Raw genomic sequence first — 15,656 nt, forward strand, 5'->3', positions numbered from 1 at the left:
CTTTATGCATAGCTCAATATTAGTCAACCAAAATTCCAGATTGGTCAACCAATTATGCCGATAAACACTTCTGACCGTGCAATTGACGCATTGAGCGAACTCATCAAGTCAGAGGAATTCGCGCCCGGATCGCGGCTTCCGACCGAGCGCGAACTGTCAGCAAGGCTGCAAGTCAACCGTGCAACGATTCGCAAGGCGCTTGCCCGTCTGGAATACGAAGGGCGCATCACACGGCATGTCGGGCGCGGAACTTTCGTGGCCGAGATGGCGGCACTGCCGCAGGATATCGCCGCGGCGTCCTCTCCCATCGAATTGATGGATGCGCGGCTGCTGATCGAGCCGGTCATCGCGCGCGAAGCTGCCCTCCGGGCGCGGGTGCCCGATCTTGAGCAGATGCAGAAACTGTTGGATCTTTTCGAACGCGCCGATGACTATAGCGAATTCGAGAAATGGGATATCCAGTTCCATCGCGCTGTTGCTCGTGCGACGCAGAATTCGATCTTTGCCAGCATCGACGAAATGCTGCGCAATCTGCGTAGTACTCCTGAATGGGACAAGTTCAAGCGTGGCTCGTTCTCTGCTGCCACGCGAGAGCTCTATCGCCACGAGCACCGCCTCATTCTGGCGGCCCTGTCCGAGCGTGATGCGATCGCCGCCGGTAAAGCGATGGAGATGCATATCCGCTCAATTCATGACCGGCTGACCCGTTTTGGGTGAACCTATCATAGGCTGTCGAAGGAAATATGATTTGCAAGGTAAAAAAGCAGCCTTGCCATAGTCGGGTATTCGGCTTTGGGTGTTGATTGATCATTGAATCTGAGGCCGGGTTCTTGATGTGCTGATGTTGATAACTTCTATCATGAACACGACGGCAGCCTGTCCTCGCCGATGTTACGCAGGAATTTTTCCGCCCGCTGAGGTGGTATCCACTCCAATGTCCAGTTGATAAGTATAATCAATGTCCGGGAAGGACGGATGAAGCCGGACGGAAATCTGTCCGGGAACCTTTGACGTTATCTCGCGGAGCCGTCAGCCTGCCGTTGGCAAAAGAATTCGCACGCGTTCGAAACCTCGTACAATGGGTTCGCGAATTACGGCAGAAAGACCAAGAGGAAAGCGAGAGGCATTTTTCGGGATCGGATATCAATCGGACAACAATGGGATCAGATAATACCCAGGCGGCCGACCCCTTTTTGATCCAGGGCAGCGACCGGGCCGGTGTTCGGACGAGAGATGTAAATCTCATTAGAGTCAGAGCGATATGTTCGGCTGTTGTATACATATTCCAGAATATTTCTGTGGAACCGTTGCCGCATGTGCATTTTTCCGATATTTGGGAATATAACGGTTCTGTGAAGGTATTTTGTCCTTATTTAATTGGAAGGTGGTTCATTTGATGACGTTTCCCCGCATTTTGATTGTCTCTGCATTTCTGTTTTCCACGCCCGTCTTTGCAGATGTTTCCGAGGGGCTGGCGCTTCTGGAAGAGGGTCAGGTGCAACAAGCCGCAACCACGTTCCAGGAAGCTTACGAAGCCGGCGACGGGGACGGCGCCTTTTATCTGGGCCGGCTGTTCGAAACCGGGGTGGGTGCTCAGGCTGATCCGGCGCGGGCCGCCAATCTTTATGCGGCTGGTGTCGAAAAGGGCTCGGTGCTGGCGATGAACCGGCTCGGAATTCTGTACCAGGAAGGCAATGTACTGCTGCGCGATTACGCGGAAGCGGCAAAGCTTCTCTGCCAGGCGGCGGATGCGGGCGATGCCAATGGACAGTTCAATTGCGGGTTGGCGTATTTCAACGGTCAAGGCGTCGGGAAGGACGTGGCCAAGGCGGTCTCGCTTTGGGAACAGGCGGCCGAGGGTGACAATGTCGCGGCACAAAACTTCCTGGGCCAGGCTTATCTGGAAGGTGATGAAGCGGCTGGGATTGCTGCCGATCCCGCCAAAGCGCGTGGCTATTTCGAAAAGACCGCCGAGGCGGGCAACGCGCTTGGCCTTTATCAGTTGGCGCAGCTCGACGCGGTGCCCGGTGAGGATGGCGAGACGCCGGTCAATGCGGTGGAGGCCTATAAATATGCGTCGCTTGCGGCGGTCCGCGGGCTGCCCGATGCGGCACGTTTGCGCGACCGGCTTGAGGCGCAGATGAGCGCCGAAGATGTGCTGACAGCGCAGTCGGCGGCGAAAACCTGGACCGAAGCGCGGTTGAACCAGGCGGATGCCAGTGACGCTGCTGATGCCGCGCTTGAGGGCGAAGAAGCGCCTCCCGCTGAATAACGGGTGCGCAGATGCGCCAAGGTTCCGTTGTAACCATTACCCGCCGTCAAATCCGCAATTGTGCCATGCCGGGTCATCGGTTCTGGAAAGGCTTGCTTCTGAGTGCCGGATATGGCGTGGCCTTCTCATCTCCTGTCGTTGCACAAGGCATGACCTGCCTGCCCATTCAACGCGTGGAGGTGCGGGACGCAGACAGCTTGCCCGCCGCTGCGGTGGATCGCGCGGTCGCGCCTTTTGCGAACCGTTGCCTAGGGCTTGCGGATTTCAACGCGGCACTCAAGGCGGTAACCGATCTCTATATCGAGGCCGGATTGATCACTTCGCGGGTCTACCTGCCCGAGCAGGATCTGCGCGATGGCGTGCTGGAACTGGCAGCGATCGAGGGCCGTATCGAGGCGGTCGAATTCAACGGAAAGCAGGACCGGCTTTGGGAGCGCTTCACCTTTCCCGGCATTCGCGGGCATGTCGGTGATCTGCGCGAGATCGAGCAGGGGCTCGATAATATCCGCAGCATGCCCAGTTTCCAGGGCGCCGAGATGACGCTTGATGCGGGCGCAGAGACCGGGACTTCCGTCCTGCAGGTCGCGGCGGAGCCCGATCCGAAGCCCTGGCGGCTGTCGGTCTCGACCGATAATTACGGCTTCGAGGGCGAAGGCGAGTTCAACCCGACGCTCAGCCTGGGCTGGGACAATCTGATCGGCATCAATGACAGCTGGGAGTTCAGCTATACGAGCGCGGTTGACCAGACGCCTTTCTTCGATCAGGGCGAGCCGGGGCAGTCGTCACAGCAGGCGGCGATCGGTGTCACCGTGCCCTATGGCAAATGGGCTTATACGCTGCGCCAGAGCTGGTCGGCCTATGAGACCGAGCTTCCCGGACAGGTTGAACCGATCCCGGCGGATGGCGACAGCTTCACAACCATGCTGCGCGCCAGTCGCTTGCTGCATCGCGACGAGACCTCCAAAACTCATCTGGCCTTCGATCTCAGCCGTGAAGAGAAGCAGAACAATATCCAGGGCGTGCGGATCGAGACAAGCAGCCGGGTGCTGACTGCGATCGGTGCCGAGTTGTCGCACCAGCGCAGCTATCGCGGCGGTCAGCTTTCGGGAACGCTTCGACTGGAAAAGGGCATCAAGGCGCTGGGCGCGGAAGATGCTGATTTGCAGCCGGAGGGCTTTCCCGACGCGCAATATCTGCTTTTGCTGATGCGGGGCGATTACACACGCAGCTGGACCCTGCCAGAGCGCCGGGGAAGGGTCCGCTGGATCTCGACGGGCAAGCTGCAATATTCGAATGACCGGCTCTATGGCGGTCAGCAGTTTCGTCTGGGCGACAATGCCACGATCCGGGGATCGAAGATTGCCCTGGTGGAAGGATCGTCGGGCATCTTCTGGCGCAACGAGATCGAATATCATCTGCCGGGCCGCAAAAAACCGAATGAACTATCCAAATGGCTGGGCCAGCCGGCGCTCTATGCTGGGTTGGATGCGGGTCGCGTCTTCGCACAAAGCGGGCTTGATATCCGGGGTGGCTCGGTGATCGGCGGCGTCATCGGGCTCAGGACCTATGGCGGGCGGACATCGCTTGATATCGGCTATGCCGAAGTGCTGTCGGTTTCGGATGGGCTGCAAGAGCCCGAAGGTCATTTCAGGATGGCCTTGAATGTGAGTTTTTAAGGGTTGTGCCCGCACCGGATGCGGCGTTTCGGGCAGGAGGATACAAGATGAAGCGCATGATACGGCAGTCCATCGGGATCTTCTCGTCTATCGTTGTCGCCCTGTCCCCGGCACTGACGCCGCTTGCGCTGGCGGAGGGAATTTCCGGCACCGGCCCCAATGGCCCCGAGGTGCTGCGCTCGGGCAATGACACGCCGCTGATCATGATCGAGACGCCGAATGGTGCGGGTGTTTCGCATAACACCTATGACAGCTTCGATATCGATGGCCGCGGCGCTATTCTGAACAATATCGACAGCAATTACGGCCAGACGCAACTGGGCGGCTATGTCCAGGGCAACAGTAACCTGCGAGGCGGCCCGGCCTCACTGATCATCAACGAGGTGGTCGCGGACAACCCGTCCGAGCTTGGCGGTTACCTGGAGGTTGGCGGCGCCCGGGCCGATGTCGTGGTGGCGAACCCCTACGGAATTACCTGTGATAGTTGCGGGTTCATCAATACCGATCATGCCACGCTGACCACCGGGACACCGCAATTCGGGGCAAATGGTGCACTGGACTCAATCGACGTGAGCCGGGGCCATGTGGCGATTGGTGAACGCGGGCTGGACGCCACCGGCGTGTCGCAATTCGACCTGCTGTCGCGGACGGTCAGTTTCGCGGGTGCGATCCATGGCCAGAATGTGCGCGTGGTTGCCGGGCGGAACAACGTGATCTATGCGACCGGCGCGGTCGAGGTGAAGGGCGATGATGGCGGCGAGGCGCCGGCCATTGCCATCGACTCGACAGTGCTGGGTGGCATGTATGCCGACAAGATCACGATCATGTCCTCTGAGCGCGGCGCGGGTGTGCGCGCGCCCGAGACCATGGCGTCGAATGCCGGCGAGATGCATATCACCGCCGACGGGCGGCTGGTTATGGGACAGGCCTCGGCACAGAAACTGACCGTCAAATCCCGCCAATCCGATGTCGAGATCAGGCAGCAGATCTATGCCGCCGAGCAGGCCGAGATCGCCGCCGCGCGCGACCTGGTGATCGCCGCCAATGGCCAATTGGTGAGCGAGGCGGCGCTCAGCCTGAGTGCGGGCCGCGACATGGTGATGGGGGACGGCGCGGTGGCCGGCTCACGGGGCGCGCATGTGCAGGCAGAGATCGGCGGAGATCTTACGATGGGCCGCTCGGCACAGTTGGTAGCAGCGGGTGAGATCGGATTGCAGGCCGGAGGTCTCGCCCTTGGCCGGAACGCGCTCATCTCTGCGGGAGCGGATATTGATGCCACTCTCTCGGGTGCAGGAGCTCTGGCGCAAGGTGCCGTGATGGTATCCGGCGGCGCATTGTCGCTGGATGGCACCGGGCTGGAACTGGTGGAAGATGCGGTGGTCTCGTCGGGCGCGGCTGCGGATGTCACGCTTGACCAATTGGCGCTCAATGGTGGCATTCTGCAGGCCGCTGGCGATCTCACACTGGACAGCCGCACAGTGACCATCGCGGGCGGTACGATCCAGAGCGATGGTGCACTCGGCCTCACGACAGGCAGTCTTACAGGGCAGGATCATGTGCTGGCCGCCTCCGACAGCCTGTCGCTCACGGCAGGGACCATCGATCTCGGCGCGGGCCGGATCGTGGCGGGCAGTGATGCGGAGCTGCGGGCCGACCGCCTCGCGATTGGCGGCACCATCGCCAGCCGGGATGGCAATTTACGGATCACGGCCACACGCGGCGATCTGGACGCTACCAGTATGCTTGCCGCTGCCGGGGATATTGCGCTCGAAAGTAAGGGCGTGATGCGGCTTGGTCATGTTCAGGCAGGTGCGGCACTGGACATCGCGGCAGCGGGCGATGTGACCGGGCTGGACGCATTCGAGGCCGGTGGCATGATGGAGATTGTGACAGGCGGCAGCCTGCGCGGGCTTGCGCTCCATGCCGGCGTGGATGTGGTGGCCCGTGCCGCAGGCGATATCCTAATCGGGGACGATCCAGAGACGGCCGGAACGTTGCTGCCACATGAGGAAACAGGCACGCCGGATGATGATGGAGACAGTTCCGGGGATGGCGATCCGGAGCCCAATCCGGATGATGATGGCGCAACCGTTCCACCCAGCCTGACCGACGATGACACAGGCGGAGATGACGATTTCACGATCACGCCGGGATTGCTGATCGGCGATGTCCGGGCCGGACGCGATATCGACATGAGTGCCGGTGGCCGGATCGTTATCGGCCATTCCGCTGTTGCCGAGCGTGATATCCGGCTTGATGCGGGTGAACTTATCGACGTTACCGCCGTTCAACTGGGGGGCGAATTGGCCTTGCAGAGCGGTACGGGCGAAATCCGCATCGGCACGCTGGTTCTTGCCGGGGATTTTACTCTCGAAACTGAAGGTGCGCTGAGTCTGGATGCAATCTCGGCTCCTGGCAGCCTGAGCCTCTGGGCAGACAGTCTCACGTTGGGCGGAGTGGCCGCCGGATCCGATATCGCATTGACAGCGGATGAGGGTGATCTGGCGGTCACGGGGGATATCCTCTCGGGCGGTGCGATTACGCTTGATGTGAAGGGCGCGGTCTCGGCGGAGAAAATTGTCGCCAATGCGGCAATCGATGTCACCAGCGGCGCGGGACTCACGGCCGAGACCGTGCAATCGGGCGAACGGATCGCGATCGAGACCGAAGGCGATCTGACCATCAATGGTCCCGCCCTTGCCGAACAGGGTGTCACGCTGATCAGCGGCGGGCAGTTGAGCAGCGGTGCGGTGCAGGCGCTGGATGGCGCGGTGACACTCGCCTCTACGGGTGCGGCCAATATCGCGGGTGCGGTGATCTCCGGAACAGCGACGGATATTCGCGCAGGCGGCGATCTGAGCCTGCAGGCACTGCAATCGGGCGGTGCGCTCGCGATCCACGCTGCAGGGGATGCGCTGTTCAATGCGGATATCCGGTCGGCTGATACGATCCTTGCCGATATCGGCAGGAGCCTGACCTTGGCAGCTGCGGCTGACGCTGACGCAGGCGTTGCCCTGATCGGGGAGACCGACATCACCGTTTCGGCCGCCCGGCTGCAGCTGGGTGATCATGCGCAGATCGCCAGCAGGACGGGGGACGTCGCCCTTGAGGTTGCCGGGACGACGGAACTCGGACGCCAGGCCAGCCTTGTCTCAACGGAAGCGCTGCGCCTGTCAGCAGAGTCCCTGCGGATGGGCCGGGGCAGCGCTGCGCAGGGCCGCAAGACCGACCTGGCTCTGGCCGGCGATCTTGCGCTCGGGCAGAACACTCAGCTTGTCGGCACGGAACAGCTTGCCCTGAACGCCCATGATCTCACACTTGGATCGCAAGCCCTGATCAGCCAGCAGGGTGCAGGCCCGATGGCAGTGGCCCTGACCGGGGACCTCACCAGCAACGGTGGGGTCATTCAATCGGCAGGCGGCCTTGACCTGATGGCGGGAATGATCGCGCTCACCTCCTCCGACATATCGGGAACGGCTGCGCTGTTGGCCGAGACGGGGCTTAATCTCTCAGCGGGTGATCTGCACTTGAATGGCGCCAGCGTGATTCAAGGTCGAAGACTGGATCTGGCGCTTTCCGGGGACGCCCATCTCGGCGACGGGGCGCAAATTATCGGCGGGCGGTCTTTGCAACTCAGTGCGCGCAATCTCACCCTCGGGACGGATACCCTCATTGCCCAGCAGGGCGCGGGCGTGATGGGAATCGATGTCGCACAGGCTCTGGCCAGCACCGGCGGGATCGTGCAATCCGCAGGCGGCCTCGATCTGTCCGCTGGTCGTGTGACACTCTCCTCTTCAGATCAGCTCGGGACGGCTGCGCTGCTGGCCGGGTCTGCGCTTACCCTTTCGGCGGATACGCTGCGGCTAACCGGAGCCAGCGCCATCCAGGGTGATACTGTGCATCTGAACGCCACGGATCGCACAGAGCTCGGGGCATCGGCCCAGATCATCGGCGGCTCGGAACTGCAGCTGGTGACGGGGGCGCTCGATCTCGGCGCGCAAGCCCTGATCGCCCAGCAGGGCACCGGCGTGATGTCGGTGGCTGCCACAGATGCACTCACCAGCACCGGCGGCATGATCCAGTCGGCAGGCAGCCTCGATATCACCGCCGGGACGATTGCCCTGACCTCTTCGGGGGAGTTCGGTGTGGCGGCGCTTCTGGCCGACACCGATCTCGATCTGCGCGCGGGAGTACTGAACCTGACCGGCGCGAGCGCGATACAGGCGGATACGGTCGCCCTGAACGTCGCGGATGCCGTGGCGCTTGGGGCTGCCGCCCAGGTGATCGGCCGGGAGTCTCTGACCCTCACGGCCCGCGACCTCGGCCTCGAGGCAGGTGCCGTACTCGGACAACAGGGCAGCGGTGTGATGTCGCTCACCCTGGCGGGCAATCTCATCAGTCATGACGGAATTATTCAATCGGCCGGATCGCTCGATGTCTCGGCGGCAGGCATTGCGCTGGCCTCATCCGCATCCGGAACGGCTGCCTTGCTGGCAGAGGATGCGCTGGACATCTCGGCAGGGACATTACGGATGACCGGCGCCAGTGCGGTCCAGGGACGTGCGGTGAATATGGTTCTTTCCGGCAATGCGGAACTCGGGGCGCAGGCCCAGATTATCGGGGCAGAGACATTCAGCCTGCAGGCGCAGGATCTCACGCTTGGCGCAGGTGCCCTGATCGCCCAACAAGGCACGGGGGTGATGACACTCGATCTGGCCGGCAATCTCACCGGCACGGATGCTGTCATTCAATCCGCTGGCGGTCTTGACCTTTCCGCAGGTCAGATCACGCTTTCCTCGGAGACGGCCACTGCCGCGCTTCTGGCCGAGACGGTACTTGAAGTTTCGGCGGATGCGCTCCGGCTTGCCGGTGCCAGCGCCAATCAGGGCAATGCCGTAAATCTCGACCTGACCGGTGATGCGGTGCTTGGGGATGGTGCGCAGGTTATCGGCCGGGAGACCCTGCAACTGGCGGCGCGTGATCTTGCGCTCGGATCACAGGCGCTCATCAGCCAGCAAGGCACGGACCGCATGAGCATTGATCTGACCGGCGCACTCACCAGCAATGGCGGGATCATTCAATCGGCGGGCAGCCTTGATGTCGCGGCCGCCTCGGTGTCCCTGACCTCGCCCTCAGAGACCGCACGGGCCGCCCTGCTGGCGGAAGATGGGCTGACCCTGAGAACGGCCAGTGTCACATCGGATACAGCCAGCCTGGTGCAGTCGAATAACGGCAACCTGACTCTGCGCGGGCAGAATGGCGCGCTGGAGATCAGCGGCGGGAACTGGCGCGCTTCGGGCGATGCCGATGCAAGTGCCGGCCGCGTGTCCATCTCGGAGGCGGATTTCGGCGCCGGGGGTGATTTGCGGGTCGATGCAGGTACCGGCGATCTCAGTTTCGATGGAAGCGTGAGTGCCGCCACCATCGCAATGCAGGCGGCGGGCGATGCCACGCTTGCCGGACGCTTTGTCAGCCCCGGCGCGATCACATTCGCGGCGGCAGGCGATCTCACCCATGCCGGCCGGATCACGACGCCGGGCACCCTGACGCTCTCGGCCGGAGACCTGTTGACGGATATGGGTCGCGGTGAGTTGCCGGGGGACGCTTCTGAGAACACCGCGCAGCTTGGCGGGCTGAACATGACCGGGGGAGAGATCGCCGCCACCGGGAGTTATCTGGTCGCAGGCGATGTCGGGATGGCCGCCACCGCAGGCGGCATCCGCAATAGCGGCCGGATCACCTCCGGGTCCATCCTGAAGGTGCTGGCGACCGGCGCGATGATCAATATGGGCGCGCTCGAGGCCGCCGGTCTCGAAATCGAGGCGGCTCGCGTCGAGAACCACGGTGAGCTGACTAGCGGCCAGAGCCTGAATATCGCCGCCACCGGCGAGATCGCCAATGCTGGCACGATCGCCTCAGGGGGCAGCCTCGATCTCAACGCGGGCGGCATGGTGGACAACCGGGTGGGCGGCGAGATTGCCGCTCATGACGGTATCACCCGCATATCCGCCTTGGACATGCGGAATGCCGGCACGATCGGGCTTGTCGATGCCCGGTTCGATCTGGCGGGAGATTTGCGCAATTCCGGTATGTTGAGCGCCAATACCTCCGGCGAGATCGGCGGCAGCCTGATCAATGCGGCAACTGGCAGGATTCAAGGTGGCAGCCATGATCTGAACATCGGCGCGCTCGAGAATAACGGCGCGTTCACCACCACGGGCAGCATCGCCCTGGCGTTGAATGGCGGGGATGTCACCAATCGCGGCACATTGCATGCGGGCCCGCTGCTGGAGATCGGTGATGCAGGCGCGATCCGCAATGCCGAGGGCGCCGAGCTTTCAGCGACCCGGATTGGGCTTGAAGGCCAGTCGCTGGCGAATGCCGGCGAGATCATCGCCGATGAGAATTACCGGATCGTCATGACCGGCCAGATCCGTAATACCGGAACCGGGCTGATCCAGAACGGTACGGCCGCGACCGGAACCGGCGATGTGATAGCCAGTCGCTTGACGGGGGCCGAGATCGTCAATGCCGGTGAGATCGTCAATGACCAGGGTGCCCTGATCGTCACAGCGAATAGCAGCCTGTCCAATAGCGGCAAGTTTTCCGCGCTTGGGCAGGACAGTTACCTGGCGCTGCATGCGGACAGCCTGCCCGATCTGGGCAGGATCGCCTCGGAAGGCACGCTGGAGCTGGCCAATGCCGATGGCGGCTTGCTCACCGAGCTGGTCACTGAACAGGGCGACGAGATCGTCACCGAAGGTGTGCTGATCATCAAATCCGCCCGCATCGAGAATGCCGGCGCCATCGCCGGGCTGGGTGGGCTGGCGCTCGAGGGCAACCGCCTGATAAATACCGGGTTACTCTATTCCGGGGGCGATATCGCGCTGCGCTTCCGCGATCTGATCGATAATGATGGCGGGCTGATCCTGGCGCAGGATAATCTGCTCGTGGCCGGTCGCGGGACCACATCGGATGGCAATCCGGACGAACTGACACGTCTGATCAACCGTCATGGTGGCGTTATCCAGACGGTCAACGGCGATATGGCCTTCCATACCGGCACGCTCGAGAACCTGCGCGAGTTCACCACGACCACGGTGCAGGGGTTCAATGATTACCCGGATGGCGCGGTGAACAATAACCGGGGCACCTGGTCCTTCTGCGCGGATGTGGGCGTGGATTGCAGCAACAGCCGCAACCAGGCCGATGGGGAACCGATCGATAACGATCAGCTGCGCATCCAGTCGAGCACGGTCAGCATCGATTTCCAGGACGCCCAACCCGCGCAAATCCTCTCGGGCGGCGATATCAGCTTTACCGGCGGCGACCTTCTCAACCAGTACAGCCTGATCTCGGCGGCGGGTGATATCGGCTTTGACGTCGATAACGTCACCAATATGGGTACCGAGACCGGCGAGCGGCTCAGGTTCAGGTTCACATTTGACAGCAATGCCGGCTCAGGCCGCGACCTGCCGGCTTATATCCGTGCCTTCGGATATACCGGTTCGGAATTTACCGGCGACGGCACTGAAGAATCGCGCGACCCCGCGTGGTATGACCCTGCGGGCGGAGGTTTGGGGGTCGTGACCGATCCCGAGCACGGGATCAATTATGAAGGCTATCCCACCGACGTCCAGATCTGGTTCCAGGGCAATGAACTCGTTCTTGCACATGCCGAATACGGGATCCTGGATCTGCGGGAATTTTCTGGCTTCACCTCCGATACCCGGGACGGCTCCACGGATGTTGGTTATGTCGAGGGCCGCTTTTCCTTCCCTGCCCGCGGTGACTGGGGTGATTTTAACTCGGAATGGGGTTTCGTCGATCCCGGCTATGCGTTCGGCACCATCCATGCCGGTGGCACCATCTCGGGGGACGTCTCTGGCTTTCTCACCAATGGCGCCGTCGCGGGGGGGCAAATTCACCGCCCCGGTGACCGGGACGAAGATTTTGCCGTGCTCGCCGCCACCAATGCAAGGGAGGCCAGCATCGGCGGCGCCCTGATCGGCGGCGACAAGATGGTCACTGCCTCCATGCTCAGTTTCACACCGGATGCGGCCGGAATGGATCGGGAGAATGCCAGCGGCGGAGAAATCACTGCCCATGATGGCCGGGATCTCGATAGCACGGAGATCGCGGGTCTTGATGGTCGGAGCGGTGCGGATATCACGGGCGGGAACGGCACCGGAGCTGGCTGGCGAGAAGGCGCGGAGGTTTCCGGGCGGGCTGGCGGCGATGCCTCGGTCGAGACGGGGCTGGAACTCGGCGACGGGGGCGGCGCAGGTCCCGGAGAGATCACCGGACCGGGCGGTCCCGATGATGTCGCATTGCCGGGCCGCGCCGGGGTCGATCTCGGCGCCATCGGCAATGACAATCTCTTCGTGGTCAACCAGGACCCGTCCTCGGATTACCTGGTCGAGAGCCGCTACGAGTTCATCGACCAGGACAGCTTCCTCTCCTCGAATTATTTCCTCGACTCCCTTGGCTTCGATCCCGAGGGCACGCAGCGCCGGCTCGGCGATGCCATGGTCGAGACCTGGCTCATTCGCGACCAGATATTCGAACTGACCGGGCGCAACCTGCTCACCGGCCAAGGCTCGGAATATGAGCAGCTCCGCGCCATGTATGACAATGCCGCCGCGCAGGCGGAAGCCCTCGGGCTGGTGCCGGGCGTAAGCCTGACGGCAGATCAGGTGGCGGCGCTCACCTCGGACATCGTCTGGCTCGAGGAGCGCGTGGTTTCCGGCCAGCGCGTGCTGGTCCCGCAAGTCTATCTGACCGAGGAGACGATCCGTGAGAATACCCATGGGGGCGCGCAGATTGTCGGGGATGCGGGTATCAACCTGAATACCGGCGGGCTGGTCAACGTCGGCGGTGCCATCGGCTCGACCGGGGGCCAGACCGTGATCGCCTCTACAGGTGATATCCGCAATGATGCCGGTCTGATCTTTGGCGGTGGGAACGGCGCGGCCGATCCCGAGACCGGTCTGGCCCTGCCCTCGGTCGTGCTCTCGGCCGACGGGGATTATCTCAGCACCTCCGGTCTGGTGACCGGCGATGATATCGTCATTTCGGCCCGCGATATCCTGATCGAGACCGGCGCGACCCGTCTGGAAACGGCGGCGGGATTCGCCGATATTGCGGGACCCGCTGCAGGCATCCGCGCCAAGGGCGATATCGGTCTCAATGCGATCCGCGACATCTCGCTGGCAGGCGTGGAACTTGCCGCTGGCCGGGATGTCACCGCCATCGCTGGCGGTGATCTGAGCCTCGGCACGGTCCGGCTCGATGCCGAACTCGGCGATACCGAGGGTGACAATTACGATTACCTGCGCACCACCCGCCACCTGACCACTGACATCACGGCGGGCGGGGATATTTCGCTGATCTCGACCGGGGCCGCGCCGGGTGCCGATGGGCTGGCCCATGTCACGCTCGCCGGCTCTGATCTGAAAGCAGGCGGAACCATCGGCATCGCGGCAGCAAAGGGCGATGTGGAACTTCTCTCGGTGGCCGATGAGTTCTATTCCGACCGGGCCAGGAGCAGTTCATCCGCTTTCGGCCTGAATGCTAAGAGCAGCCGCGACCGGGTTTATGATCTGTCGCAGAATACCGTCTCGCTTGCCGGCAATGAGATCGACATCTCGGCCGAGCGCGATGTCATCGCCGAAGGCACCGGCTTCACCGCGGGAGGTCGGTCCGGCCAGGATGCCGTCGACAGCGGCGACCTGCGGATCACAGCCGAGACCGGCAATATCGATTTCGGGGCGGTTGAAAGCATCCATGCCGAGAAACACGAGGAATCCTCGAAGATCCTTGGCGGGCTGTTCTCATCCAGCAGCACGACGGAAGATGTCCTTTCCGATATGGAAGGTGTCACTGTCACCACCACGGGCGATCTCGATCTTTCGGCGGTGGACGGTTCGGTCCTGCTGCAAGGCGGGGATTTGCAGATCGGTGGCGATCTGATCACCAGGACCGATCAGGTCTATCTGCAAGGGATCATCGATACCGAATACAGTTTCGCGCATAGTAACGACAACAACGGCTTCGTCATCACCGACCGCACCGAGGTCTCGCTTGCCGAGACTGCCGATGCGCCCCGGATCACCACCGGGGGCCGCAACGGCTTGCTGGACCCGATTGGGCCGGCCATCCATCTGGGCGGGCGCGGTGACGAGACCTCCGGCAGTGACCAACTGACCCGGGGCGGACTCATCGAGGCGCTTGGTCCGCAGGGCATCCTGCCGATGGTGGGTGGGGAGACAGGCGATGGAACGGGCGATGGCGGCGCGGGTGGCGAACACTGGACCGCCAGCCTCAAGGATCAATATGGCGATGATGCCGAACTGACCCTGACCGCCCTGACCGATGTCACCGGGCCGGGAACGGGATATCTGCGGGAGCTGGGAGCCGATACCTCAGGCCGCGTCACCTATGGCGATGAGGTCGAACTCCTCGATGTGCAGTATGAGGAGGTCACCCGCCAGGCAGGCGTCCTTACCAAGGCGCTCATTGCCGTCGCTACCTATGGCCAGGGCGCATGGGCCACATTTGCGACCAATACCGCTGTCGATGGGGTCATCTCGGGTGAACTCGATCTCGAGAATATCGTCAAGGATGCGGCGTTTACCGCGGTCACCGCTGGTTTCAACCTTGGTGAAGGGGCGCAGTTCGGTGGCCTCGACAGTGCCATCGATCGGTTGAAACTGTCCGATGCCGGGCTGTTCAATACCGGCACGCTCAGTCAGGAATGGCTGGTGACCGGATTGGCCGATGGGGCCGTGCAAACCGCGCTCTATGGTGGCGAGTTCACCGATCATGTCCTCGGCAGCCTTGGCGACCGGGCGATCAACGATCTTCTCGCGCTGAGTCAGGGCAAGGTGGGCGATCTCAAATCCGGCGAAGGCTCGCTGGACGGCGCCCTGATGCACGGCCTCGCCGGCTGTGCGGCGGCCGTTGCGGGGGATCAGGATTGTGCCGCCGGGTTCGTGGCTGCCGCAGGGGCGGAACTCGCCACCGGCGCGCTGGACCGGCAGAATGGTGGAGATATGCTCGCCACCAGCGAGGCGATGAAGCATTACGTCAATCCGATCCTCGCCGCGCTCACCTCCGGCGGAGATGTCGGCCAATACAGCACCAATCTCGGTGTCCAGAGCAGCCAGCTGGCGAATAATTATCTGAGCCACGCGGAAAACACCCGCCGTATCAATGCAGAACAAGCACTGAAAGCCTGCAACGATAGCAGCAACTGCTCGGCAGAACAGGTTGCCGAACTTACGGAAACCGTTGCTTATTGGGATCAGGTGGATGCCGAACGCGATGCCGCTCTGACAGGGGCCTGCACGGCTGATCGCAATGGCTCGGACTGCCGCGATCTTGTGCGCGATGCACTGATCGCGCAGGACCGTCTGCCGGGCGACTTCATTCTCAATGCTGGCAATGGTTATGCCGAAGCTCCCATACGCTACGGCGAATACGGGGCGGAGAACAGCGGCGACCCGAGGCTTGACGCGGTGGCCGCGCGCGAGCGTGCGCATATTGTGGAATATAACTCGACAGAGAACGTGCTGGCGCCCTATGAGGACATCGCGCGAAGCATCGCCCGCGATCAGGGGCTGGCCCTGATCATCGGCGGCGGCATGACACTCGCTGTTCCCGGAGGTGGGGGAGGTAAGCCTGCGGGGGGGGGGACGGTTGCGGCA

Annotated in this window: 4 protein-coding genes; all 4 read left to right on the forward strand. The window is 62.4% G+C overall.

The window, feature by feature from the left end; all coding sequences use genetic code 11:
- Nucleotides 1-54: 54 nt before the first annotated feature.
- On the forward strand, nt 55-717 hold the full coding sequence (locus tag Q0601_RS20465) for a FadR/GntR family transcriptional regulator (RefSeq protein WP_305291770.1): 663 nt from the start codon (nt 55-57) through the stop codon (nt 715-717).
- 679 nt (nt 718-1,396) lie between these two features.
- Entirely contained in the window at nt 1,397-2,272 is an 876-nt protein-coding gene (locus tag Q0601_RS20470) for a tetratricopeptide repeat protein (protein WP_305291771.1), read from the forward strand.
- 11 nt (nt 2,273-2,283) lie between these two features.
- A complete protein-coding gene (locus tag Q0601_RS20475; protein ID WP_305291772.1) occupies nt 2,284-3,948 on the forward strand; it encodes a ShlB/FhaC/HecB family hemolysin secretion/activation protein in 1,665 nt (554 codons plus the stop codon).
- Between the two features lie 47 nt (nt 3,949-3,995).
- On the forward strand, nt 3,996-15,656 hold an 11,661-nt coding region (locus Q0601_RS20480), incomplete at its 3' end, for a two-partner secretion domain-containing protein (protein WP_305291773.1).

Source organism: Paracoccus wurundjeri (genome assembly GCF_030678915.1).
Lineage (GTDB): Bacteria > Pseudomonadota > Alphaproteobacteria > Rhodobacterales > Rhodobacteraceae > Paracoccus > Paracoccus onubensis_A.